At 49.2% G+C, this 22,099-nt stretch carries 28 protein-coding genes and 2 pseudogenes; 12 read left to right on the forward strand and 18 right to left on the reverse strand.

Translation table 11 applies throughout. The annotated features are described in order from the left end of the window. Window positions 1-150: 150 nt before the first annotated feature. The 4 genes from BLQ88_RS20065 to BLQ88_RS20080 form a co-directional block, all read right to left on the reverse strand. Window positions 151-474, reverse strand: a complete 324-nt coding sequence (locus tag BLQ88_RS20065) for a DUF805 domain-containing protein (RefSeq protein WP_090153753.1) — start codon at window positions 472-474, stop codon at window positions 151-153. Between the two features lie 14 nt (window positions 475-488). Continuing rightward, window positions 489-695, reverse strand: coding sequence for a DUF805 domain-containing protein (locus BLQ88_RS20070; protein WP_090153857.1), 207 nt, complete (start codon window positions 693-695; stop codon window positions 489-491). 32 nt (window positions 696-727) lie between these two features. Beyond that, on the reverse strand, window positions 728-1,066 hold the full coding sequence (locus BLQ88_RS20075; RefSeq protein ID WP_090153754.1) for a hypothetical protein: 339 nt from the start codon (window positions 1,064-1,066) through the stop codon (window positions 728-730). 136 nt (window positions 1,067-1,202) lie between these two features. Continuing rightward, window positions 1,203-1,952, reverse strand: a complete 750-nt coding sequence (locus BLQ88_RS20080; RefSeq protein WP_090153756.1) for a DUF6882 domain-containing protein — start codon at window positions 1,950-1,952, stop codon at window positions 1,203-1,205. A 220-nt stretch (window positions 1,953-2,172) separates the two neighbouring features. On the opposite strand from BLQ88_RS20080, the gene BLQ88_RS20085 reads away from it, so the two are divergent. Together BLQ88_RS20085 and BLQ88_RS20090 are read left to right on the forward strand one after the other, a co-directional pair. Then, on the forward strand, window positions 2,173-3,165 hold the full coding sequence (locus BLQ88_RS20085) for a sulfatase-like hydrolase/transferase (RefSeq protein WP_090153758.1): 993 nt from the start codon (window positions 2,173-2,175) through the stop codon (window positions 3,163-3,165). Between the two features lie 24 nt (window positions 3,166-3,189). After that, window positions 3,190-3,414, forward strand: a complete 225-nt coding sequence (locus tag BLQ88_RS20090; protein WP_090153760.1) for a hypothetical protein — start codon at window positions 3,190-3,192, stop codon at window positions 3,412-3,414. A gap of 36 nt (window positions 3,415-3,450) precedes the next feature. Here the strand turns inward: BLQ88_RS20090 and BLQ88_RS20095 are convergent, their stop codons facing one another. Continuing rightward, window positions 3,451-3,774 carry a nuclear transport factor 2 family protein gene (locus tag BLQ88_RS20095; protein WP_090153762.1) on the reverse strand — a complete coding sequence of 108 codons (324 nt, stop codon included), beginning with the start codon at window positions 3,772-3,774 and terminating at the stop codon, window positions 3,451-3,453. Between the two features lie 79 nt (window positions 3,775-3,853). Continuing rightward, window positions 3,854-4,638: pseudogene (locus BLQ88_RS20100) on the reverse strand (SDR family oxidoreductase). A gap of 128 nt (window positions 4,639-4,766) precedes the next feature. Between BLQ88_RS20100 and BLQ88_RS20105 the strand changes: the two are divergent. Next, entirely contained in the window at window positions 4,767-5,126 is a 360-nt protein-coding gene (locus BLQ88_RS20105) for a winged helix-turn-helix transcriptional regulator (protein ID WP_090153764.1), read from the forward strand. Window positions 5,127-5,239: 113 nt separating this feature from the next. Here BLQ88_RS20105 and BLQ88_RS20110 read toward each other — a convergent pair whose 3' ends face one another. The 7 genes from BLQ88_RS20110 to BLQ88_RS20140 form a co-directional block, all read right to left on the reverse strand. Further along, entirely contained in the window at window positions 5,240-6,157 is a 918-nt protein-coding gene (locus BLQ88_RS20110) for a helix-turn-helix domain-containing protein (RefSeq protein WP_090153766.1), read from the reverse strand. 61 nt (window positions 6,158-6,218) lie between these two features. Then, on the reverse strand, window positions 6,219-7,019 hold the full coding sequence (locus BLQ88_RS20115; RefSeq protein ID WP_090153768.1) for an SDR family oxidoreductase: 801 nt from the start codon (window positions 7,017-7,019) through the stop codon (window positions 6,219-6,221). Window positions 7,020-7,119: 100 nt separating this feature from the next. Next, window positions 7,120-8,049, reverse strand: a complete 930-nt coding sequence (locus BLQ88_RS20120) for a helix-turn-helix domain-containing protein (protein ID WP_090153770.1) — start codon at window positions 8,047-8,049, stop codon at window positions 7,120-7,122. A gap of 80 nt (window positions 8,050-8,129) precedes the next feature. Beyond that, window positions 8,130-8,888, reverse strand: coding sequence for an SDR family NAD(P)-dependent oxidoreductase (locus BLQ88_RS20125; RefSeq protein ID WP_090153772.1), 759 nt, complete (start codon window positions 8,886-8,888; stop codon window positions 8,130-8,132). A 123-nt stretch (window positions 8,889-9,011) separates the two neighbouring features. Next, on the reverse strand, window positions 9,012-9,848 hold the full coding sequence (locus tag BLQ88_RS20130; protein WP_090153773.1) for an SDR family NAD(P)-dependent oxidoreductase: 837 nt from the start codon (window positions 9,846-9,848) through the stop codon (window positions 9,012-9,014). A gap of 79 nt (window positions 9,849-9,927) precedes the next feature. Next, window positions 9,928-10,821: a helix-turn-helix domain-containing protein gene (locus BLQ88_RS20135; protein WP_090153775.1), complete on the reverse strand. Its 894-nt coding sequence runs from the start codon at window positions 10,819-10,821 to the stop codon at window positions 9,928-9,930. 153 nt (window positions 10,822-10,974) lie between these two features. After that, a complete protein-coding gene (locus BLQ88_RS20140) occupies window positions 10,975-11,718 on the reverse strand; it encodes an SDR family oxidoreductase (RefSeq protein WP_090153777.1) in 744 nt (247 codons plus the stop codon). Window positions 11,719-11,817: 99 nt separating this feature from the next. Here BLQ88_RS20140 and BLQ88_RS20145 point away from each other — a divergent pair, with 99 nt between their 5' ends. After that, window positions 11,818-12,234, forward strand: coding sequence for a winged helix-turn-helix transcriptional regulator (locus BLQ88_RS20145; protein ID WP_218132932.1), 417 nt, complete (start codon window positions 11,818-11,820; stop codon window positions 12,232-12,234). 50 nt (window positions 12,235-12,284) lie between these two features. Here the strand turns inward: BLQ88_RS20145 and BLQ88_RS20150 are convergent, their stop codons facing one another. Continuing rightward, window positions 12,285-13,040 (reverse strand): alpha/beta fold hydrolase, encoded by a 756-nt coding sequence (locus BLQ88_RS20150; RefSeq protein ID WP_090153781.1) that lies wholly within the window; start codon window positions 13,038-13,040, stop codon window positions 12,285-12,287. Window positions 13,041-13,159: 119 nt separating this feature from the next. On the opposite strand from BLQ88_RS20150, the gene BLQ88_RS20155 reads away from it, so the two are divergent. The 4 genes from BLQ88_RS20155 (at window position 13,160) to BLQ88_RS20170 (ending at window position 16,259) form a co-directional block, all read left to right on the forward strand. After that, on the forward strand, window positions 13,160-13,501 hold the full coding sequence (locus tag BLQ88_RS20155; RefSeq protein ID WP_090153783.1) for a winged helix-turn-helix transcriptional regulator: 342 nt from the start codon (window positions 13,160-13,162) through the stop codon (window positions 13,499-13,501). Next, the gene (locus BLQ88_RS20160) at window positions 13,498-14,238 is read left to right on the forward strand and encodes an AraC family transcriptional regulator (RefSeq protein ID WP_090153786.1); all 741 of its coding nucleotides are present in this window, start codon (window positions 13,498-13,500) and stop codon (window positions 14,236-14,238) included. Before BLQ88_RS20155 ends, BLQ88_RS20160 begins: the two co-directional genes overlap by 4 nt. A 109-nt stretch (window positions 14,239-14,347) precedes the next feature. Next, on the forward strand, window positions 14,348-15,292 hold the full coding sequence (locus tag BLQ88_RS20165; protein ID WP_090153788.1) for an NAD(P)-dependent alcohol dehydrogenase: 945 nt from the start codon (window positions 14,348-14,350) through the stop codon (window positions 15,290-15,292). A 73-nt stretch (window positions 15,293-15,365) separates the two neighbouring features. Continuing rightward, window positions 15,366-16,259: an NmrA family NAD(P)-binding protein gene (locus BLQ88_RS20170; RefSeq protein ID WP_176885038.1), complete on the forward strand. Its 894-nt coding sequence runs from the start codon at window positions 15,366-15,368 to the stop codon at window positions 16,257-16,259. Between the two features lie 47 nt (window positions 16,260-16,306). On the opposite strand, the gene BLQ88_RS37395 is transcribed toward BLQ88_RS20170, so the two are convergent. The 3 genes and pseudogenes from BLQ88_RS37395 to BLQ88_RS20180 form a co-directional block, all read right to left on the reverse strand. Then, window positions 16,307-16,732: an SDR family NAD(P)-dependent oxidoreductase gene (locus tag BLQ88_RS37395; RefSeq protein ID WP_262485710.1), complete on the reverse strand. Its 426-nt coding sequence runs from the start codon at window positions 16,730-16,732 to the stop codon at window positions 16,307-16,309. Window positions 16,733-16,769: 37 nt separating this feature from the next. Further along, window positions 16,770-17,054 (reverse strand): annotated as a pseudogene (locus BLQ88_RS37565) (SDR family NAD(P)-dependent oxidoreductase); the annotation flags it as partial. A 31-nt stretch (window positions 17,055-17,085) separates the two neighbouring features. Next, window positions 17,086-18,069 (reverse strand): quinone oxidoreductase family protein, encoded by a 984-nt coding sequence (locus BLQ88_RS20180; protein WP_176885039.1) that lies wholly within the window; start codon window positions 18,067-18,069, stop codon window positions 17,086-17,088. Window positions 18,070-18,201: 132 nt separating this feature from the next. Here BLQ88_RS20180 and BLQ88_RS20185 point away from each other — a divergent pair, with 132 nt between their 5' ends. Further along, on the forward strand, window positions 18,202-18,789 hold the full coding sequence (locus tag BLQ88_RS20185; protein WP_090153794.1) for a Crp/Fnr family transcriptional regulator: 588 nt from the start codon (window positions 18,202-18,204) through the stop codon (window positions 18,787-18,789). A gap of 13 nt (window positions 18,790-18,802) precedes the next feature. Here BLQ88_RS20185 and BLQ88_RS20190 read toward each other — a convergent pair whose 3' ends face one another. Next, window positions 18,803-19,174, reverse strand: a complete 372-nt coding sequence (locus BLQ88_RS20190) for a nuclear transport factor 2 family protein (protein ID WP_090153796.1) — start codon at window positions 19,172-19,174, stop codon at window positions 18,803-18,805. A gap of 229 nt (window positions 19,175-19,403) precedes the next feature. On the opposite strand from BLQ88_RS20190, the gene BLQ88_RS20195 reads away from it, so the two are divergent. From BLQ88_RS20195 to BLQ88_RS20205, 3 genes are read left to right on the forward strand one after another with little or no spacing between them, the layout of a single operon-like run. After that, window positions 19,404-20,177 carry an SDR family NAD(P)-dependent oxidoreductase gene (locus BLQ88_RS20195; RefSeq protein ID WP_090153798.1) on the forward strand — a complete coding sequence of 258 codons (774 nt, stop codon included), beginning with the start codon at window positions 19,404-19,406 and terminating at the stop codon, window positions 20,175-20,177. A 60-nt stretch (window positions 20,178-20,237) separates the two neighbouring features. Further along, entirely contained in the window at window positions 20,238-21,173 is a 936-nt protein-coding gene (locus tag BLQ88_RS20200) for a helix-turn-helix domain-containing protein (protein WP_310590150.1), read from the forward strand. Between the two features lie 47 nt (window positions 21,174-21,220). Then, entirely contained in the window at window positions 21,221-22,084 is an 864-nt protein-coding gene (locus BLQ88_RS20205; protein ID WP_176885040.1) for a helix-turn-helix domain-containing protein, read from the forward strand. Window positions 22,085-22,099 lie beyond the last annotated feature (15 nt).

Here is a 22,099-nt window from a genome sequence, read left to right on the forward strand (position 1 = left end):
GCGCGCATTTTATCGAACGAATAGATGAAAACTACAACCGGTTTCACCAGCAGCAACATTGCTCACTTAGCGGCTGCTACTTTGGGCAAGCAACCAGAAGTGAATAAAGTCTAAACTGTCACTGTCCTCTTTACAATGGCGCAAGGTAGTTTAAGCTGGTAGTTCTGCTGGCTGCTTGGGACTTGGTCCATATTTATTGTCCCCCGCGTCGCCCGCAGCCAACAACATCCAAAAGAAGAATCCAGGGATGATCTGAAGCCATCCGCTATTGCCTGTGCCGTGGCATCTCTTGACTCCCTGGGCCAACATGAACCAACACAGAGGGATACAGCCTGCAAAGACCACGACAACGCCCCAACGGATTGTGAAAGTGGCAATATGCAATCCAAAAAGGATAGCCCAGGTAGCCGCGTAGGAATAGAAATATTCAGCGCGCCCAATGCGCCCTTCGAAGGAGAATAGTTTTTTGAACATGATTTAAGAGTGTTTCAAGCGGGTAGCTCTGCCCACCGCTTCGGGCTTGGACCAAAATCATTTTCGCCAGGATCGCCCCGAGCAAACAGCATCCAAAGGTAGTAAAACGGAATTATTTGGAACCATCCAATATTGTTTCTGTCGTGAGATCGCTTGGCAGCCTGGTTCAGTAGAAACCAAAACAACGGTATCAAAATGATAAGTTGTAAAATATTAGCCATGTCGGTGTTCGCAAAAGTGAGCGCGAGGCCGATCAAGAACTGCTGTTTCGAAATCCTTTTCGAGCTATTCCGATATGGTGAAATTCGACAACCGCTTCAAACGAAAGATCCCACATCAGAAAATCAAGGCCTTCGAGACTAGACTTCGGCGATGAAATTAAATGATCCAGGATAACAACCTTCGACTGATGCCAACTGGTGACGTAAAAAATCTTATTTCCAGTTACCGTAGAACGTATGATTTCACATGCTTTGAGCAAATCGAAATCATTTCCTGCCCCAACGTATACCCAATCTTCCCCGTCCTGCCTTTGCCAGGCGACTTGTCTCAGATAAGTATTGCTTAAAATGAAAATATTTCTAGAGTCCATACTTAAAGACGAGATTTGAATTAGCTATAAATTTTCAGCTTCAATCATAACTCTAAGATTCTTTGAGAAGTGGGAAAGCTATTTTTTTGCGTTAACCCTATGCAGCTGTGTCGGAGTAGAAACCGTGAACGGATTTCTATTCGGATTCGAGGTTCAGTGTCTTCATTTTGAAATAGCATCCTTCACAAACTACTCTAATTTTTGCAAATTCCATTGCATTATCGTTCCAGCCGTCTTCGGCAACTCTTACAACCTCACATTCGTTGCACCATGCCTGAAAGTCATCTTCATCCGATAGCTCCATTCCTTCATAGGTTTCAAAGGATTCTTCGAAACCAACTCTGGTAGTGAAATTCAGATGCTGGCACACAAACGCCACTCTTCTGTATTCGTGATCGCCACATTCTATGTACTTGTCCTTGATGCTTTTAGCAGTTTCATTGTCAACAAATTCTGTTATTACCAGAAAGATCTTCAATCCTTCGTCGTTGACGGGCCTGTAACCACCAATTGCATTTGTTAGTTTGGCTGCAATAGCGGTGAACTCCCAGGCCTCAAATTCATCGCTTGAGAAACAGCCCTCGGTTAATTTGGCAAAATTATGCACGGTTCCAAAATCCTTAACTTGCGTAGTTGTTTCTTTGGCATTTCCTAACGTGTTTTCGTTGTGCCATGACCACATCCAGGTACCTGACTTGTGAGAGAAGCTTCCAACCTCGAAGAATCTGAAATTGAGCTCTATTTCGCCGGTGGAAAAGGTCAGCAATCCAGTAGCTTGATTGTAAAACCAGTTTGCATACCCGTTAAGATCAAATTCGTCACTAAGTTGTTTCTGCAAAGCCGTTAACTTAACGATACATTCTTTTGCAAATGAGTCATAATCCATTATCACTAAAATTCTGGTTTCCTAAAACGTGAACTGCCGGTGAACCAATCTTAAATAAGCGGACAAGTCCATGAAAACGGTAAGGCATGGCAAGAAACAAATATAGGCATCAACCTCTCTGATACTCGTTTGTTGCAGGAATATTTATTGAACTCTCTTATCCATGATTTTAGGGCATTTGCGCGGCCAGATGAGATTGCCTTAACAGGCGGTCAACGTTTTGGAGTATCTATTGGCCGACGAACTGAAGTTGGAAAAGTTTACTACTGTGGCGAAGCAGGGCTGGTGGCCTGGAAATGCAGGTGAAAAAGATGGCGTGCCCAGGCTGCTGACCGGCAAGCATTATAATTCCCTCAAACTGAAAGCGCCTACCAGCGCCATTTCACCGGTCGACTATGCGGGTAACCTGGAAGCATTTCTGAAAGAGCGGAAAGCCGGCGAGCCGTTCTGCTTCTGGTATGGCGGCCATGAGCCGCACCGCGCTTATGAATTCGGCAGCGGCTCTTCAAAGGGCAACAAGAAGCTTGGTGACATCGACCGTGTGCCCGCCTACTGGCCCGATAACGACACCGTGAGGCAGGACATGCTGGATTACGCCTATGAAGTGGAATACTTCGACCAGCAATTACAAAAGATGCTCACTATACTCGACAGAGCCGGCGAGCTGGACAATACCATCGTGATTGTGACCTCCGATAATGGAATGCCCTTTCCGCGCACGAAAGGCCATCTGTACGAGTTTGACAACCATTTGCCGCTCTCCATTATGTGGAAGAAGGGGATTAAAGCCCCAGGGCGTAAGGTGACGGATTTTGTGAGTTTCATCGACCTGGCGCCCACCATTCTCGAACTGTCCGGGTTGAAGAACCAAACGGCCATGCTCATGCAGGGGAAATCCCTTGTGCCTCTTTTTACATTTGCAAAATCAGGCCAGGTGGATGCCGCACGTGACCATGTGCTACTGGGAAAGGAGCGGACCGACGTCGGTAGACCTCATGACCAGGGATACCCGGTGAGAGGGATTGTTAAAGGAAAATTGATTTACACGCGCAACTACGAACCTGACCGCTGGCCGTCCGGCAATCCGGAGACAGGTTACCTGGACACGGACGGAGGACCAACCAAAACCCAGATATTGGTAGGCAGGCGCGTCGGCAGGGATAGTACAAGGTGGCAATTAGCATTCGGCAAAAAAGGGGCCGACGAGCTTTAGGATTTTAGTACCGATCCCGACGCCATGAAAAACCTTGCCGCAGACCCAGCTTATGCCAAAGCGAAAGCCGCGTTGAAACAGCAGATGGAGCAGGAGTTGCGCGCACAGCAGGACCCGCGAATACTGGGAAACGGAGCTATTTTTGACACGTACCCATTCGCAGAACCTGCTTCACGTAATTTTTACGAGCGTTTTAAGCGTGGTGAAAAAATGAAAGCCGGCTGGGTTAATCCGGGCGATTTTGAGTGAGAAAGTCGGCTGGTTACGACAATGTAAAATGAACTATTAACCCGTAATCTGTAATCCGCTGATCGCATTGCCGTCCAGTTCAAGATGATAAGCCATTACGGCCGGGCTGCCCGGAAATGAGCCGCTTACTTCCACGGTTAATTTTGCCTTGGAGCCATTTTGGTTAAAATCAATGGGTGTCACCTGCATCGTGTATTTTTGGGCGGCCGCCTGTATCCATTCCTTTATCTGGTCCCTACCTGAATAGGACGAACCTTCGTCGGAAACGGTTGCGTGTGATGTGAAGTAATCGGCAAATGCTGCGCTGTCTGAATCGTTTTGCGCTTTGATAAGACCGGCTATGTTTTCTGGAAGTTCCATGATTTTGGATGTTTATGTTGATTGTGAAATGAATATTTTGGAATGAATATTCGGGAATGAATATTTGACTGATGGGTAACTATATTGTGGGGACCGTCCCGCCATCGATCACGTATTCGGTACCGGTCAGGTAGGCTGCACACGGTGAGACCAGGAAGCCGACCAGCTCCGCCACTTCTTTCGGCCATGCCGGTCTGCCGAACGGAATCCCGCCCAAACCATCCATGACGCTTTTGTGAGCTTGCTCGATCGTAATATTCGAACTCTGGTCGATACGCTCTATCATTCTTTCCGATGCGGTGGTCATAATCCAGCCCGGCGATACGGTCAGCACTCTTACGCCTTTGGGCGATACTTCATTGGAGAGGCTTTTGCTGTAATTCACCAAAGCCGCTTCGCCGCGGCGTAGGGCAAAGTAGAATCGTACAATGGCAACCTGGCCTGAATGGAGGCGATGTGAATGATGACACCCGCGCGGTTTTCGATCATGCCTGGTAAAAATCCACGGTCGAGCATTACGGGTGCCAGCAAATTGGTTTGAAAAAACGTTTCCCAATCCTGGTCGGAGAGGACGGCAAATCCGCCACCGGGCGTTTCCGAACCGCCCATGTTGTTGACCAGGATATCCAGGCGACCGAATTTCCGGATAATTTCATCCACCACTTTCTGAGTGCCTTCCGGTTTGGATAAGTCGGCGGCGATGAAATGGGCGCCATTGATTTCTTCCGGCTTGTTACGGGCCGTGATAATCACTGTTGCGCCTGCTTTCAACAGACGGTCGGTGATGGCCTTGCCGGCTCCTTTGCTACCGCCGGTTACGAGGGCTATCTTACTTTCCAGTTCGTTTTCAAAATTGAAGTCCACTGTTTTGCTGTTTTGTTCAGGACAAAATTCAGCACAATGCCAGATGCTGACAAGTACGGATTTACGATTCAGATAGGGATAAATTTATCCCTATTGAACCGGCAGGCGCATCTGTTTATATTTGTCTTATGTACGAAAGAAAGACAATGCCCAACCTGAATTGCGGGCTCGACCTGATCGGTGAAGTGCTTTACGGCAAATGGAAGATGCGGCTCTTGTGGTTTATCAACGAGGGCTTTCAACGGCCCAGCGAGCTGCAACGGAAAATTCCGGATGCATCCCGCCGGGTGTTGAATGTGCAGTTAAAAGAACTGGAAAGTCACGAGCTGGTAGGGAAGGTGATTTACCCCGTCGTCCCGCCGAAAGTGGAGTACTATCTCACTGATTTCGGGAAATCACTCATCCCCGTCATCGGTGCCATCGGACAGTGGGGCGACCAGCATGAGCAGCGCTTGCGGGTGCTCATCGAAGCGAACATTCGGTCTTAGCGACAATATGATGTTAACATGCATTTTTCAGGATCCGCTCCATTTCCAGGAGCAGGCCAGGGATAGGTGTATCGCTTGTGTTGGTCACCTCGTATGCTACAACGCTTAGTGCCTTAGTTAAAACTCGCCCTGAATTCCAGCGGGGAAACATTTGTCTTAGATTTAAACAACTTACTAAAAGACTGCGGATGCTCAAAACCGAGTTGGTAGGCAATTTCTCCTACGGTCAGATCGCTGAATGTCAGTACTTCCTTCGCTTTTTCGATCAACTTGGCGTGAATGTGCTGCTGTGTATTCTGGCCGGTGAGTGCACGGAGCATGTCGCCCAGGTAGCGGGGCGAAACGTGTAGTTGGTCCGAAAGATACTGGACGCTCGGCAGGCCTTTCAGCAGGGCGGTTTCGTTGTCAAAGTAATTATTCAGCAATTGGTCCAGCTTTTCCAGCAATGCATTGTTGATCGGCTTGCGGGTAATGAACTGGCGTTTGTAAAACCGCTGACTGTAATTCAGCATCAGCTCCAACTGCGAAATCAGCACATCCTGGCTCAGGTCGTCAGTAGCTGTTTCGAGCTCGTCGCCGATGTTACCGGCAATGCCCTCGATGATCAACTTTTCTTTGTCCGACAAATGCAGCGACTCTGTCACCGAGTAGGAGAAAAAGCCGTACTGCTTGATTTTGGCGTCCAGTGGGTAGTTTCTGAGAAAATCAGGGTGGACTAATAAAGTAAATCCAAGGGTCGTCTCGGCCACTTCAATGCCCGTCAACGGCTGGCCCGGCGAGGAGAAAAACATTCCGCCTATCTGGAAATCGTAGGTAGTTTGCCCATATCGCATGCGGCAGCCCGGCGATTCGTTGTAGGTGATGTTATAAAAATCCATGGCGAATGTATCGGCCAGCATTTCGGCTGTGATCCGAACCTTGTTGAAATCCAGTAAGCTGATCAGCGGGTGCAAAGGCTGCGGCAGGCCAAATTCACGCTGCATTTCAGCTATCGAGTGGTACACGCGCGGTTTGAGATGTTCCCTTTTCATATTTCACATAATGTGCTGCCGGCGCAAATCGTTCCGGCCCGCGCCGGCAGCCCTTTTGATTTTAAACAGCGGCTAACAATTGTTTGATCGTGCGGCGAAAAGCTTCGTCGCCCTCAGCCAGGCGCTTCGCATACCATTGTTTGGCATCGTCGCCACAGACGTACCTCAACGTATCGGTACCATCGGTAGCCGCGCCGTACACCACTTCGGCAATTTGTTCGGAAGTCGTCGCGGCCTGGTCAGGTGCGAGCATCGCCGTGAATTTGTTGATCAACGCTTCATAAGCCGGGTGCGACGCAAACACCGACTTTGCACCGATTTCCGTCGCCACTAATCCGGGTTCAATGGTTTTAATCCCAATGCCAAACTCATTCAGCTCATAGGACAGGCTTTCCGCCCAGCCTTCCAGCGCGAACTTACTGGCATCGTACATGGAGCTTACCGGGAAAGCCATCAGCCCAGCTGATGAGCCGGTTGTGATAAAAAGTCCCGCTTTCCGCTCACGGAAATAGGGGATAAAGGCTTGCGTCACCCGCACGACACCGAAGAAATTGGTATCCATTTGTTGTACCAGCTGCTCGTCGGTCATCGCTTCCAATGCGCCGAACAAACCATAGCCGGCATTGTTGAATACCACATCGACATCGCCCAAAGCCAGCGCCTGCTGCGTGGTTTTGCGGATTTGCGCCGGGTTGTTCACGTCGAGCGGTAATACGGTCACATTTTCCAGCGCATGGAGTTCGGTTTCATTTTCAGGCTTGCGCATGGTCGCGATCACCTTCCAGCCTTTGGCCGCAAACAATTTGGCCGTAGCCCGTCCGATGCCCGTTGAAGCACCGGTAATAAAAATCGTCTTTGTCATTTTGTCTCACTTGTTATTTTCAAGAGACAAATTTCCGCGGCGCGCGGCTGGCGATTGGAGCGGATATCGAGAATGTTGTAGCCGAAATGGTCTTGCGAAGTTAAGCTCTCTTCAGTTCCAAAAACGACTGTCTGAATTCCAGCGGCGATTGCCGGGTTTTCTGTTTGAAGAACTTGTTAAAACTTTGAGAATGCTCGAAACCAAGTTCGTAACCAATGGTGCTGACAGAGGAATCGGTAGTTGAAAGTTTCTCTTTGGCTTTTTCCACTAACTTTTCGTGGATGTATTGTTGCGCGTTCTGACCAATCAGAGATCGCAGCATGTCACTCAGATATCCTGAAGAAACATTCAGCTTCTCGGATAAGTATTGCACTGTGGGTAAGCCCGATACCAGCGTTTTTTGGCTGGTCAGGTAGTCATTAACAACGCATTCCGTCCGTTCTAAGAGCGTATTGCAGGCAGCTTTGCGGGTCACAAATTGCCTCTTGTAAAAGCGTGTAGCGTAGCTCAATAGTAATTCAATCTGCGCAATCACTATTTCCTGGCTGAATTCGTCGACCTGACTGTTTAATTCGCGCTCTATAATGCGATAAATGGATAAAACAACCTCCTTTTCCTGATCGGACAGATGCAGCGCTTCATTAACCGAATAGGCGAAGTAGGTGTATTGTTTGATCTTTTTTGCCAGCGGATAGCCAAGGAAGAAATCAGGATGCATGAGCAACACATAGGATTCCCCGGGTTCATGATACTCCGTAGGGCCTACCAGCTGTTGTGGTGCCATGAACATCATGCTGCCTTCTTCGAAGTCATAGTAGCTCTGCCCATATTTCAATCTGCCACCTTTTTGCAGGACAAATGTGATTTTATAGAAATGCAGCACATCGTAGGCCGGTGCTTTGTCTGGATTAAAGGGGTTTTCATCGTTAAAATGCGTCAGGCTTATCAGTGGGTGCTGTGGCTTAGGTAAGCCAAATGCTTGGTGAATGGCCGAGATGGAACGAAACCGGAGAAGCTCTTCTTTTTTCATTTGTTTGCAACTTGAATTATGAAAACAAAATCTGTGGCCAATTCATCGCCACAGACCTTGTTTTTAATCATAAGTAACGCTTACCAGGGAAACACTTCCTCGTTCGGGCCGGTAAAGAGCGCCGTTTGCCCATCTTCTTCAAGCGCGACCCGCACCGGTTCTAATGACCCTACTTCCACAGAATCTGTTCCCTGGAAATTGTTCAGCGCCGTCGCCGTGAAGCCCGGACTGACCGCACTTACCTTAATGCCACTGGCTTCCAGTTCATTGGCAAATGCTACAGTCACTGCATTCAAGGCCGTCTTCGAGGCACCGTAGATCAATTCAAAATGCTTAGCATAAGGATTTTCCGGATTTCTGGCCAAAGTAAGTGAGCCCAATCCGCTTGAAACATTGACGATACGTGCCGCGTCGGCCTTGCGAAGGAGCGGCAGGAAAGCCTGCGTTACTTCCACTACGCCAAACACATTGGTTTCCCATACGGTACGCATTTCATCCACGGAAGATATGCTCGGACGATTGGTGGCCATGATCTCCTCCAAAGTTCTGCCCGGTTTACCCGCGTGTGAAATGGCGGCATTGTTCACCAGCAGGTCGAGTTTTTCAAAATCCTGCTGCACTTTTTCGACCGCACTTTCAATCGAACTTTTATCTGTGACGTCTATTTGAATTGCTTTTGCTTTGCCGCCGATTTTTTCGGCTGCGTCCACGCCATTTTGCAGGTTGCGTGAGCCTACGTAAACGGCATAGCCATTGTCTGCCAGTGCTTTGGCGATTTGGTATCCTACTCCCTGATTGGCACCTGTCACCAGCGCTACTTTACTTTTCTGTGCTTCCATCTGCTTTTACTTTGAAATTTGAGAAAGCAAATTTCAGGCTTGCCGGGATGGCGATTGTAGCCAAATCAAGCCGATTTGTAGCCAGAACGAGGGTTGTTTGTGAATTTGATCACCGAAATGTTATCAATCGTAATCCGTCGATTTTGTTAGCACCTCCCATCGCTTGTACGATGAAGAGAGCAGGTCCAACTTGGCAAACGCGCGGACGTAGGCGTCGCTACCTAGGAGCAGGTATAAGGGTGGTTCTGGCATCTCCGATATTTCCATCATCAGCTTTGCCGCCTTTGCCGGATCGCCAGCCTGGGTGCCGCTCTTGGCCGCAAATTTTTCCTGCGAAGATCGTGCTTCTGAATAAGCATCGATTTTCCGCTGCGACAATACCAAAGAGTCCGGATTATTGAAGTTTGTGCGAAATGCCCCCGGAGCAACCAGTGTCACTTTAATGCCCAGGTGGCCGACATCGTCGGCCAACACTTCGGTCAGGCCGATTACCGCGTGCTTTGCGGCTCCGTAAACTGACCAGCCGGTGCTCGGGGCTATACCGGCGATCGAAGAAATGTTGATGATATGGCCTGATCCTTGCCCGCGCATGACCGGCAAGACGTGGCGGATTACATTAATCGTACCGAATACATTAATGTCAAAACTATCGCGGACTTCTTTATCTGTCAGCTCTTCCATACTTCCACCCATGCCATAACCGGCGTTATTGACGACTACGTCGATCCCACCGAAATGCTGATCAGTTTGCCGGATGGCAGCCGCCACACTTTCATCACTGCCCAGTTCTACGCCTAATGGTAAAAATGCGTCGCCTGTAAAGCCGACTGCCTCTATGAGGCTGGCCGTGTTGCGGGAGGTCGCCGCTACCTTGTGGCCTGCCTGCAACAATTGTTTCACCAATGTTAGTCCCAGGCCTTTCGAAGCGCCTGTAACGAACCATGTTTTTCTGTTTTCCATATTCTGTATTTTGATAGGACAAAAATATGGTCACAACCTGGCTTGGATCTTACTTCGATCAAGCGGATGCTATCGAAATTCAAACATTCCGGACAGCACTGGGCGTATGCTTTGTTTGTCTCCTGAAAAAATAGGTGAAATGAGCTGGCTGCGAGAAGCCGAGGCAATAGGTGATTTCGGAAATATTCCATTCCGTGTGCTTTAATAATGCGGTAGCTTCGGCTGCAATCCGTTGGGCAATGTGGGCTGTCGTGGTCTTTCCGGTCGTTGCGCGGACAGCGCGGTTCAAATGATTCACATGGACCGAGAGCCTGTCGGCAAAATCTCCCGCGGAGCGCATTATGATATTTTGATCTTGTGATTGTATCGGAAATTGACTTTCGAGCAGATTGAGGAAAATCGAAGTGATGCGCGCATTGGTATCAGGATGGTGGTATAGTTGCTCGTCAGGCATCATTTTCAATGCCAGATGGATCAGTTCGGAAACCTGGTTCCGGATCAGATCAAACCGAAAACGATAGTCCGAATCCGCCTCATTCAGCATTTTCTCAAACAAAGCGGTTACCTCCTGATCCTGCCTTTCATCCAAATGATACACCGACTTGTTCTCAGGTTCAAAAATCCGCAGATGATGCAGCCCATTCCGAAGGCTTTCTATGAAAAACGAGTCTTTGAAAAGGCAAAAGAAGCCGGTCGAGTCGGTATCCATCCGTTCAAAACTATACGGAGCCGCAGGGTTGAAAAACAGAAGCGTGCTGCCATTGAACTCGATGCTTTTGGTTGCATAATGACACCGATGCTTGCCGCGGATGAGCATAATCTTATAGAAGTCGTAGCGGGCATAGGGAATGGCATGGGAAATTCCATTGGAAGGCTCCAAGCGAAAAACATTAAAATCACCTGCGCCTGACAACGGCGGTGACTCGTCGAACTTTAATTTGTAAAAAGTATCGAGTGTTTGGGTTTTAGACATATGTCAGTTAATGAAATTTTCTCCATCGGAAACAGTCTCTCATCGCCCTACGACGACACTGCAAGATAGTCAGTCAAAGCTTTAACAGATAACTTACCGCGTTCTCGTTTGGCCTCACCGGTGAATTTGCGGGCACCGGTAAGGCGATCACCGTTACTTCAATGCATAGGTGTGGTAGCCACCGTCAGCGACAACCTCTGTTCCAGAGATATAGCTTGCGGCATCCGAGGCCAGAAATAACACGGTTTTTGCAATTTCATCGGGATGGCCGAGCCTTTGCAATGCGGTGGTAGTAGCCAGAAAAGCCTGCGCCTCGGCGGATAAGACGCTATCCAAGCCCGGTGTAGCAATAGGTCCCGGGCTAATCAGGTTTACGCGGATTTTTCTGGCTGCGAGCTCATTAGCTGCGATTTGGGCGACTTTGTTCAGCGCACCCTTGGTTGCGGAATATATGCTTGTTCCCAAGGTTGCAGCAGTCGCCGCCGACGAAGAGGTGAATATGACGGATGCTCCGTCAGCCAGATGTGGGAGTAATTTTTGCAGTGTGAAAAAATGCCCTTTCACATTGGTGGTGAACTGTGCGTCAAAATTAGCTTCTGTGACGTTTTCTATCGGCTCAAATATCCCGATCGCCGCATTCAGGAAGAGAACATCCAGCTTCTTTCCACTTTCCGCAAATGCTTGTTCCAGAACTAAAATGTCAGAGAGTTTTGAAGTATCGGAAATAACAGTAGTCAGTTTTGGGCTATTGATGTCCGTGCTAGCCTTTTGTAGATTTTCTGCGCTTCTTCCTGTAATCCACACGTTTGCACCGGCGTTAATGAACGCTTTTGCTGTTGCGAATCCTATTCCTGTTGTTCCGCCCGTAATAATGACGTTTTTGCCTGTGAAGTCCATAATCAAATTTTAGCTATTTTGCAGTTTGTTTTTCAAACTGCAATCTATGGAAAGTAGTTTGAAAAACAAACTACTTTTAGTTGCGATATTATGAAAACAATGGAGAGAAGGTCAACATGCCCCATCAATTTCACAGTAGAAATCTTGGGAGATAAGTGGATGCTGCTGATCTTGAGAGACTTGATGTTCAACGGCAAAAACTCGTTTCTGGAATTTCGGGCATCAGCGGAGAAAATTTCCTCTGCTGTACTGACAGAGAAGTTGAACATACTGGTGGACGAAGGCATTGTTTCTAAGGTAGTCTCGCCCAAAAATGCCTCGAAATTCCTGTATCTGATCACGGACAAAGGCATTGAGCTGGTGCCGGTGATGATAGAGGTTGTTGACTGGGGATCCAAGTATAATCCAGACGGCGGTCCCGGACCCTTGCTTGCCCAAATCAGGCAGAATAAAAAGAAAGCGATTGCGGAGCTACAAAATAAATTAAGAAGCGAAAGGCAGTCTTACGGGGTATAATGCATTGCTCTTTTTTTCATTGTTTGAACCGACTTTTTCGTAGGTTTTTTCTACTCGTGACTGCGTATCACCTCTTCCAGCTTCCTTACTAACTGGACCGGCTGCTCGCGCATGGAATAGTGCCCACCTTCCATTGGGTAGATTTTCCAGCCGCGGGTACGCGCTTTGTTTAGGCCCATTTGGTCATTGAGCGGGTTGGATTCGCCGTTTTTAGTCATAACAATGAATGCAGACGGTATCTTTTTAACTTGCGGGTTGCCGATTTTTAAAGGCTCGGTGAAAGTCTTGATGGGCTGCGGGAGATCGCCTGGGGTACCCGTCCTGGATTTGCCGAAGGGATATTGCATAACGCTGTCCTTGACGAAGGGTACCATCATCTGGTCCCACAATGGGCCGCAGACGTCCCGGGCGCTCTGACCGCTGTCGGGAATCATCGCGTCCAGGTAAATGAGCTGGCCGATGCGGTCGGGAACTTGCTCGGCGACACCGGAAATGACCATTCCACCAAAGCTATGGCCTACCAGGATGATATCGCGCAGATTTTCGTACCGGATCACATTGACGATGTCGATGATGTAAGTGCTCAGGTTGACATTTGCATTGGCCAGGTGCACCCGTTCGCCCAGGCCGGTGAGCGTGGGCCGGAAGACGATGTCTCCTTTTGTTTTAAAAATGGAATCTACTTTGGCATAATCCCAGCCGCCCGACCAGGCGCCATGGACGAGCAGGAATGTACGGGGCTTGTGTTTTTGTGCCGATGCGGCGGTGCTGAGAGTGAATGCGAGAATAAGAATGAGATATTTCATGATTTTGCTTCGATGATGGTGATCAATGCAACAAAACTACCTATACTCACTTACCAAAAGATAGTTGTTACCTCTGGGTAAGTAGTTACCGCCAGGTAACTAGACGATTTGAAATCTCTATGAAAAGTACAGAACCGGTTTGCCAGTACGAACTCAAAGCTGCGCGCGACGCCATGGAGGTGATCCAGGGCAAATGGCGTATTCCGATTGTGATATCTCTGACCTACGGCACCAAACGTTTCGGCGAAATCCACCGCGATATTCCCGACATTTCACCTAAAATGCTGTCGCAGGAGTTGAAAGCCCTGGAAGAAAACAAGCTCATCACCCGCACCCTGCACGACAGCATGCCGGTAACGGTAGAGTACGCACTGACGCCGTTGGGCATGTCGCTGCGTGAACTTTTGAACGAGCTGCGGAACTGGGGCAAGCACTTCCGGGACGAAATTGTTGGCAAATGAAAGCGACTTCCACCCACAATCCCTTTATCCTCGCGCTGATCGCCCGTAACCTTACGGTGGAGGTCCATCATCATTCGGCCTATCAGATTGTGCTGTCTAACGACACGCCGTTCGATTCGACCATCGATGGTGTAAAGCATGAAAGCATCCACGGTTTCTTGATCAAACCGCATGTTTCGCATTTTTGCGTAGCCGAGAAAGGCACATTGAATGTGCTCAATGTAGAGCCGTATTCTGCCATCGGGCTGGAACTGGCAGGACGATTTCAAGCGGATGAAAAATTTGTGGTTTTTGAAACTCCAGCAGTTTCAAATGCTTTTTTCCAAACGTCTTCCCAAAGCCTGGATGTGGGCAATGTACTGGAAGCATTGATGGCCCGCATTCCGGCCGTCGCATACGACGAGCGGGTGGCCAAAATCGTCGATTACATTACGGAAAACTATTTTCAGGCGGATATTACGCCGCAGACATTTGCGGATATTGTATTTCTTTCCCCGTCCCGTCTGGCTTCACTTTTCAAAAAGCAAACGGGCAGCAGCCTGTCCAAATACCTGCTGTGGACGCGGCTGCGGCAAGCCATTTACCTGATCCTTTCCGACGAAGGCCGGACGCTCACCGATGTTGCCTATGACACCGGATTTTATGACCTGCCGCAATTCAACAAATACATGTACGAAATGTTCGGAATGCCGCCGAAGGCATTGAAACACAACAGCGATCTGATTCGCATCTACTAGTTTTCTCCAATATCGGCATGCCCTCGCTACAACAGTGATCTGATACAAGTTTACGCCCGGGCCGGTCCGCACCTTTGTGATATCATTTTGAACAAAACAAAAGAATATCATGAAAGCAATCGTGTATCAGGCATTTGGGGACGCGGAAGTGTTACAAATGGCGGAAGTGCCAAAACCAACTATCCAATCCAGCGAAGTACTTGTCAAAGTAAAAGCCTTTTCCATCAACCCGATGGACTGGAAAATCCGGAAAGGGGAAATGAAACTGATGTCAGGCTCGAAATTCCCGAAATATACCGGTGCCGATTTCAGCGGCGTTGTGGAAGAGGCTGGTAATGCGGTTACCGGATTCAAGAAGGGGGATGAAGTTTTCGGGGTCGTCAAAAACATGATGAAGGAAGGCGCTTCCGCCGAGTACATCGCTATTTCTTCTTCCCAAATCTGGAAAAAGCCTTCAAATATCACTTTCGCCCAGGCGGCATCGCTTCCCGTGGTGGGCACCGCTGCATTGACAGCCCTTGAAAAAATGGGCCGCATTGACCCAAATACAAACATTTTGGTCAATGGTGCTACCGGCGGTTTCGGCATGATCCTGCTGCAACTCCTGAAACAAAAAGGGGCTCACGTGACGGCGGTGACCAGCTCGAACGGCATGGCATTCGCGAAAAAATGGGGTGCTGACACGGTGATCAATTACAGCAAAGAGGACGTGCTGTCCCGCAAGGAAACTTATGACATCGTCATCGATCTGTCGGGCAAAAAGGGCTATGCGAATGCGAAGCGGATCATGAAGCCGCATTCCAGATTCCTCAACCCGACGCCCAAGCCGATTGAGATTCCGCTCGCATTGATTCAGAACCTGTTTACCGGCAAAAAGCACGTGATCGTGCTCGCCAGTCCATCCACGAAATACACTGATGAATTACTGCAAGCAGCCGCACAAGGGCTGAACATTGAAATTCATAAAGTTTTCCCTTTCCAAGAATTCCAGGATGCTTACCGCTATGCCGAGCAGGGCGGCTACACGGGTAAGGTGGTTATCGAACAACAGTGATCTGATACAAGTTTTTTCTCCCGCAGCGGGGGACATTTGTATCGTACCAAACAAAATCAAAACAACGAACACAATGAAAAAGAACATCGTAATACTCGGCGCCACCGGCACGGTAGGCAATAAAATTGCCCAAATCCTGATCAACGAAGGCCATCACGTGACGCTGGTGGCAAGACGTACCGAAAAACTGGAAACGTACCGTGATCAGGGTGCCGAAATCATTTCAGCCGAAATCACGGATGCCGATCAGCTTACAAAGGCTTTCACCGGCGCGGATAGTGCGTTCGTACTATTGCCTGACAATGTAAAAGCCGAGAACACACGGGCATATCAGCGGCAGGTTACCAGCACATTGATCGAGGCGATTCAGCGCTCGGGCATCCCCTACATTGTCAATATGAGCAGTCTGGGCTCGCATATGCACGAGGGCAACGGCATGATGGGCGGCACGGGCGAGCAGGAAGTGAGGCTGAACCAGCTCGAAGACGTGCATGTGCTACACATCCGCTCCGCCTATTTTATGGAAAACTTTTTGCGCACGATCGGTCTGGTGAAACAGGCCGGCATCAACGGCACCGTGGCTCCCGGTAACTACGCCATTCCGATGGTCGCCACCCGAGATGTGGCACAAGTGGCCGCCAGCCATCTGGCTAACCTCGATTTCAGCGGCAAAAGCGTCCACGCCGTCATGGGGCCGCGGGATTACACCTATGCGGAACTGACAGGCATTGTCGGTGCTGCGGTCGGCAAGCCGGATCTGGCCTACGTTCAGCTTCCGGTGGAGAAGGTCAGAGAGGTGTTCCTCGGCAATGGCTTTTCCCCCGATTTTGTCTCGAACCTGATTGAAATGGGCACCGCGATCAGCTCCGGCTATATGAATTATCAAAAGCGGGACGAGTCTACGACGACGACCACCACGGCTGAGCAGTTTGCCAACGAGGTGTATGCGCCTGCTTTTCAACGATAACCCATCCGCAGGGGAATGTCATACTGGACCAGCCGGCGTAAACCTATTTAAGCACTTTGCCCGCCATCCACATTCAAAGTGACATCGGTAATGTACCGGGCATCGTCACTGCTGAGAAACGCAGCAGCAGCGCCGATATCCTGTGGTTCGCCATAATGCCCGAGTGCTACGGCTTTCAGCATTTCGGCACTGAAAGCGCCATCTGCCGGGTTCATGTCGGTGTCGATGAGTCCGGGCTGGATGATGTTCACAGTAATTTTTCTGCTGCCTAAATCCCTGGCCCAGCTTCTGGTGTAGGCTGCCAAAACGGCTTTGGTGGCGGCGTACTCGCCGATGCCCGGGTAAGGTGAGCGACTGCCACCTGTCGAGCCGATGTTGATGATCCGGCCTCCATCTTTCATAAATGGCAGTACCGTCCGCACCGTGTGAGCAACGCCCAGGACGTTGACATCCCATTTGGCGTGTGAATGCATCCGGGTCCGTATCTGTCGAATCCACCGCTCCGGTAACAAAAAGACCCGCACTGTTGACGAGTATGTCAATACTCCCGAACGCATCCGCGGCGGCTGAAACCGCTCCATCGATTTCACTGTGAATTCCCGTGTCGGCCTTGATGGCCAGCGCCTGGACGCCGAGCGCTTGAATTTCCTGCACCAGCGCTTCGGCTTTCCCGGCTGAACTGACGTAGGTGAACACCACATTGGCGCCTTCCGCAGCCAGGCTTCTGACGATGCGCGCACCGATACCCCGGCTCCCGCCCGTAACCAGGGCTGTTTTATTTTTCAATCTAGACATTGAAATAATGAATTGTATTGAAGTTAAATGTTTAAGGACGAAAAATGACTGAGCCCGTAGTTCGGCTCGCTTCCAGGTCGAGATGGGCCTGGCTGACTTCGGATAATGGATATATGGTTGGTGTGACCTTTCCTAAAATGCCGCTTTGAAAGGCCGCAAACAGTTCGGTTGTTGCAAAGTTAACGCTTGCCAGGTGGGGCAAATACTGTCCTAGTGATGGTTGCAAGAATTTAATCTGCCTTGCATTCAGAAAGGCGCTATCGATTTCGGGGGCACCTGAGGCCGACCCAAAAAGCACGATGGTACCGCCCGGCTTTGTCAGGGCTGCGGATTTGCCGAAAGTTGCCTTGCCGACCCCGTCAAACACCGCATCGACGTCCCGCCCATTTGTAAAAGCATGAATTTTTTCAGTCAAATTCTCTTTATCCAGCGCCACCACCAGATCCAGTCCGTACGGCTCGACGATGGCCTTTTTGGCTTCGCTGCCTACTGTACCGATGACTGTCGCACCTAATGATTTTGCCCATCGGCTTACCAGCGACCCGACTCCTCCGGCTGCCGCATGTACGAGCACAATATCACCAGCTTGGACGGGATACGCCTGTTTAACAAGCATTCGGGCGGTAAGCCCTTTGGCAAGTAATGAAGCCGCCTGATCGAAGGTAATATCATCCGGCAGCTTCACCAGTTGCCGAGGATCGATCACGCGCCGCTGGGCATAGGCTCCAAGGGAAAAGTAGTAGCCGGCCCGGTCGCCGACTGCCCAGCCGGTCACTTCGCTGCCCACCGATTCGATCACACCTGCCGCTTCGACGCCGATGGTCGTAGGCAGCTGTCGCAGGGGAAAACTGCCATTTCTGAACAACACGTCCACGAAATTCAATGCTACGGCCTCATGCCGGATCAGGACTTCGTGCGGTTTGGGCAGGCCAATCTGCTCAGTGGTGTATTCCAAAACTGATGGCGGTCCCTGACGAGTCAGCCGCACTATGCCATTTACTTGTGTTGTGTTCATGATCTGTCTGTTATTTGATATCACAAAATTGGCACGGCATCCGCAGCTGTGCATTGACAAACGCAGTAGATTCGTCTTGACATTTGTCAATGCAACCGGTGAGATTTACTTTTAGCGGAAAGAACAGGCAGCATGACCCACGAAACGCTTTTTGCATACATCGAATCCAAATCTTCGCACTTGCTCACGGCTGATGAGAAAGTGCAAATAGAAGCAGCATTTAAGGCCAGACACCTTCGGAAACGGCAGTACTTGTTACAGGAAGGCGATGTTTGCAAATACATGGCATTCATCGTAAATGGCGCGGGGCGGATGTATACGATGAAAGAAAATAGCCAGGAGACGATTATCAGACTCGCTGTCGAGTCGTGGTGGCTTGGCGATTATGAGAGCTACAATTTGCACACGCCATCCATTTACTACATCGAAATGACCGAGGATTCCGACGTGCTGCTGGTGACGCAGGAAGACATGAAGAATCTCGGCGCGGCTATTCCGGCCGTCGATGAAATGGTGCGGGAAATTGACCGGAAAGGGACTATCGCCACACAAAAACGCATCCACGCTGCAATCAGCATGGATGCGGAAGAAAGGTATGAACTGCTGGCCAAAACCTATCCGGAATTCGTCAGGCGGTTTCCCCAAAGCATGATTGCCTCATACCTGGGCATTTCGCCCGAAACGCTCAGCCGGGTGCGAAAGAAGACGATCTACAAATAGCTGCTTCTTTGTTTCAGGGCTTGGGAGCATCCAGGAAAAGATGTAACGATTTGATTTTCCAGTCTTCAATGATGGCCACGTCCATTCCCGATGCGGCGGGTGCCTGGCCGGGAATGCCCAGGTTCCACGCTACGTGCTGCACCTGATGGTTTGCGCTTGCAGGCCGTGTGATTTGAAATTGGAACTCTTTTGGCCATTTCGCCTGTAAATTCGAGATGACACCATTTATCTGCTGGTAACCGACAATGGCGGCGCCGTGATCAGATTCGTAAAAGTGAATGTTCGTGGCGTAAACGTTTTGCATGGCCTGCAATCTGCGTTCCGCGTTTCTATCATTCCAGATAACTAAAAGGCTGTCTTCCAAAAGTTGTGCTGCATTTTCCATATCGCTGATGTTTTGTACGAAGCAAAACTAGCGCTATCTGTCGTAGTTACCTTTGATCTAAATCATGGAATTGTGTTGATAAATGTCAAGCGACAGCATTGGATTTTCATAGTTCGACATCATAGATCCATACGGACTGCACCCTCAATTCGGCTACAACATTTCCTGTTTCGGCTACAAGCGCCCTAGCGCGATCTCGGAATTTTGCTCTGTAAAAATTAAAAATGATATGCAGACAGAAACAAAGAGAGTGGCACTGGTTACAGGGGCAAATACAGGCGTGGGATACCAGATCGCAAAATCACTTGCTGATGAAGGCTATACCGTTTACGTTGGTGCCAGAAACCCGGACAAAGGGGAGGTTGCTGCTACCGAGATTGGAAAACAGTCAAAAGCCATTCAATTGGATATTACCGATTCCCAATCCATCGACGCAGCAGTAAAGAAAATTCAAAGCGAAGCCGGATACCTGACGCTGCTGGTTAATAACGCGGCCATCTCGAATACGGGGAAACCTGGACGCACCATGGAAGAAGTTCTCGGAGCTCAGCGCGCCAGTATCGCGCCTATCGACGAAATGAAGGCGGTTTGGGAAACCAATGTGTTTGGTACACTTGCCGTGACACAAGCCTTTTTACCTCTATTAAGGGCGGCCGATACAGCACGGATTGTGACCGTGTCAAGCGCGTTGGGTTCGCTAACTTTGAATGCCAATCCAGCTAACCCATACCGCTCGGCTTTCGATGCGGTTTACGGGGCATCCAAAACTGCGCTTAATGGCGTCTTCCTTTCGCTGGCCATCGATTTGGCGAATAGCAATATCAAAGTACACCTGGTAAGTCCGGGCTTTACGGCAACGGCACTCAATAATTTCCAGGGAACGGATACGGTGGAAGAAGGATCTATCGAACCCATAAGGGTGGCTTTGTCAGAAGACCTGCCGACAGGAAGTTTTACGGGCCCCGCTCACTATGCCGGAGCAGACAACATTATTCCCTGGTGATCGTGATAAGGTCAAAATCCTGTGGCTGGAAACAGTCACGGGTTTTGGTATATTTATAGGATGAAAAATAAGGACGACAAATTGATACGGTTCATAACGATCTCGGAAACGCATGAGGCTTTCGGCTTGCCCAAGCCCCAGCATCCTTTGATCAACCTTGTGCATTTCAACGAGCAAAACCCCTTCAATACTAGCATGGCCCCGATCTACGACGTGCTTAGCTTCTATAAAATCACCTTTATTACCGATAACAACGGAAGGCTGAAATATGGAAGGGATTACTATGATTTCGACGAGGGAAGCATGCTGTTCATGGCGCCTAACCAATTAGTGGGCAGCACGGATTATAATAGCAGGACCTATTGTTACATCTTGCTCATACACCCTGACTTTTTATTGGGCCACCCTCTGGCAAGTAAAATCAGGCAATATGGTTATTTCGCATATTCAGCCAATGAAGCACTGCATTTATCCGACACGGAAAAGGAAAATATCCTGTCGATTTACAGGCACATGGAACAGGAACTCAACAGCCGTGTGGATGAATTCAGTCAGGAGCTCATGATCGCCCACATCGAATTGCTGTTGAGCTATGTCAACCGCTACTACAAGCGGCAGTTCATTACCCGCAAAGTGGTCAACGATGATATTTTGTCCAAAACAGAAGCAATACTGGATCATTATTTGAACAGCCAGCAATCCCTTCACGACGGGGTTCCTACGGTTCAATATCTTTCCGAAAAACTGAACCTATCGCCCGGTTACCTAAGCGATATGCTCCGCTCGCTGATAGGGCAGAATGCCCAGCAGTACATTCATGAGAAATTAATCGAAAAAGCCAAGGAACGGCTGACGACGACGCAACTAAGCATGTCCGAAATTGCCTATGAGCTCGGTTTTGAACATTCGCAAAGTTCAGCAAGCTCTTTAAAAACAAAACCAATCAATCGCCGATGGAATTCAGGGCTTCGTTCACGTAAAAACATTCCCTCTTAGCAATGAACGTAAGGATGGCAAAGGATTGATTTTATTAACTTTGCCAAATGCAGAATGAAGAACAAATTGAAATACCCGGACTGAATAAAGCGGACCTTCGGTTGAAAGGTTTTAAAGTTCACGCCCTTCCGGAATCAACAGATGTTCCGGTCAAAGCCGGGCGGCGCGACTTTTACAAAATGGGTTTGGTCAACGGCGACATGACTATTAATTATGGTGGCCAGCTAGTGGAGATCAGAGGAACCGCAATCTTTTTCGTAAACCCGCAAGTACCGCACGCGCTTGTCCGCCGCATCAACCGTACCAGTGGTTACGCCTGTATTTTTACAGAAACCTTCCTCAATGGCCGGGAATTACAGGATTCTCCTCTTTTCAGGGTCGGCGAAAATCCAGTCGTGACGTTGAATGCAGAACAAGCCGCGTTTATGACTAGCCTATTTGAGAAAATGCTGTCTGTTTACGATGGCGACTATCTTTACAAGGGCGATCTGGTTAAAAACTACATGGCGCTCATCATCCACGAGGCCCTTCGGATACAGCCCGCGCAGCATAGCGCTTCCTTCCGAAATGGCGAAAGCCGGCTTACACATCTTTTCACTGAGCAGCTCGAAAAGCAGTTCCCGATCGAGCGCAGCGACGAACCGCTCCGCTTGCGCAGTCCTCAGGACTATGCCAGGCATTTAAATGTACATGTCAATTACCTGAACCGGTCTGTCAGGGAAACGACGGGTAAAACCACTTCGGCGCATATATCCACGCGCATTATTGCCGAAGCAAAAGCACTGCTGCAACATAGTGATTGGAGCGTGGCCGAGATTGCTTACGCACTCGGGTTTGAATACCCTGCTTATTTTAATAACTATTTCAAACGCCTGACCGGCAGCACACCGAACGTTTTCCGCAAGGTTTGAAAATAATAGTGATTG

Source organism: Dyadobacter soli (assembly GCF_900101885.1).
Lineage (GTDB): Bacteria > Bacteroidota > Bacteroidia > Cytophagales > Spirosomataceae > Dyadobacter > Dyadobacter soli.

Bases quoted from the DNA above. Each gene is read 5' to 3' on its own strand.
- BLQ88_RS20160 (WP_090153786.1), top strand. From the start codon at position 13,498: ATGAAAGCGACTTCCACCCACAATCCCTTTATCCTCGCGCTGATCGCC.
- BLQ88_RS20090 (WP_090153760.1), top strand. From the start codon at position 3,190: ATGAAAAACCTTGCCGCAGACCCAGCTTATGCCAAAGCGAAAGCCGCG.
- BLQ88_RS20145 (WP_218132932.1), top strand. From the start codon at position 11,818: ATGGAGAGAAGGTCAACATGCCCCATCAATTTCACAGTAGAAATCTTG.
- BLQ88_RS20080 (WP_090153756.1), bottom strand. From the start codon at position 1,952: ATGGATTATGACTCATTTGCAAAAGAATGTATCGTTAAGTTAACGGCT.
- BLQ88_RS20155 (WP_090153783.1), top strand. From the start codon at position 13,160: ATGAAAAGTACAGAACCGGTTTGCCAGTACGAACTCAAAGCTGCGCGC.
- BLQ88_RS37395 (WP_262485710.1), bottom strand. From the start codon at position 16,732: ATGCATTCACACGCCAAATGGGATGTCAACGTCCTGGGCGTTGCTCAC.
- BLQ88_RS20170 (WP_176885038.1), top strand. From the start codon at position 15,366: ATGAAAAAGAACATCGTAATACTCGGCGCCACCGGCACGGTAGGCAAT.
- BLQ88_RS20120 (WP_090153770.1), bottom strand. From the start codon at position 8,049: ATGAAAAAAGAAGAGCTTCTCCGGTTTCGTTCCATCTCGGCCATTCAC.
- BLQ88_RS20065 (WP_090153753.1), bottom strand. From the start codon at position 474: ATGTTCAAAAAACTATTCTCCTTCGAAGGGCGCATTGGGCGCGCTGAA.
- BLQ88_RS20070 (WP_090153857.1), bottom strand. From the start codon at position 695: ATGGCTAATATTTTACAACTTATCATTTTGATACCGTTGTTTTGGTTT.
- BLQ88_RS20205 (WP_176885040.1), top strand. From the start codon at position 21,221: ATGCAGAATGAAGAACAAATTGAAATACCCGGACTGAATAAAGCGGAC.
- BLQ88_RS20140 (WP_090153777.1), bottom strand. From the start codon at position 11,718: ATGGACTTCACAGGCAAAAACGTCATTATTACGGGCGGAACAACAGGA.
- BLQ88_RS20150 (WP_090153781.1), bottom strand. From the start codon at position 13,040: ATGAAATATCTCATTCTTATTCTCGCATTCACTCTCAGCACCGCCGCA.
- BLQ88_RS20105 (WP_090153764.1), top strand. From the start codon at position 4,767: ATGTACGAAAGAAAGACAATGCCCAACCTGAATTGCGGGCTCGACCTG.
- BLQ88_RS20135 (WP_090153775.1), bottom strand. From the start codon at position 10,821: ATGTCTAAAACCCAAACACTCGATACTTTTTACAAATTAAAGTTCGAC.
- BLQ88_RS20195 (WP_090153798.1), top strand. From the start codon at position 19,404: ATGCAGACAGAAACAAAGAGAGTGGCACTGGTTACAGGGGCAAATACA.
- BLQ88_RS20115 (WP_090153768.1), bottom strand. From the start codon at position 7,019: ATGACAAAGACGATTTTTATTACCGGTGCTTCAACGGGCATCGGACGG.
- BLQ88_RS20180 (WP_176885039.1), bottom strand. From the start codon at position 18,069: ATGAACACAACACAAGTAAATGGCATAGTGCGGCTGACTCGTCAGGGA.
- BLQ88_RS20110 (WP_090153766.1), bottom strand. From the start codon at position 6,157: ATGAAAAGGGAACATCTCAAACCGCGCGTGTACCACTCGATAGCTGAA.
- BLQ88_RS20190 (WP_090153796.1), bottom strand. From the start codon at position 19,174: ATGGAAAATGCAGCACAACTTTTGGAAGACAGCCTTTTAGTTATCTGG.
- BLQ88_RS20200 (WP_310590150.1), top strand. From the start codon at position 20,238: ATGAAAAATAAGGACGACAAATTGATACGGTTCATAACGATCTCGGAA.
- BLQ88_RS20130 (WP_090153773.1), bottom strand. From the start codon at position 9,848: ATGGAAAACAGAAAAACATGGTTCGTTACAGGCGCTTCGAAAGGCCTG.
- BLQ88_RS20185 (WP_090153794.1), top strand. From the start codon at position 18,202: ATGACCCACGAAACGCTTTTTGCATACATCGAATCCAAATCTTCGCAC.
- BLQ88_RS20125 (WP_090153772.1), bottom strand. From the start codon at position 8,888: ATGGAAGCACAGAAAAGTAAAGTAGCGCTGGTGACAGGTGCCAATCAG.
- BLQ88_RS20165 (WP_090153788.1), top strand. From the start codon at position 14,348: ATGAAAGCAATCGTGTATCAGGCATTTGGGGACGCGGAAGTGTTACAA.
- BLQ88_RS20095 (WP_090153762.1), bottom strand. From the start codon at position 3,774: ATGGAACTTCCAGAAAACATAGCCGGTCTTATCAAAGCGCAAAACGAT.
- BLQ88_RS20075 (WP_090153754.1), bottom strand. From the start codon at position 1,066: ATGGACTCTAGAAATATTTTCATTTTAAGCAATACTTATCTGAGACAA.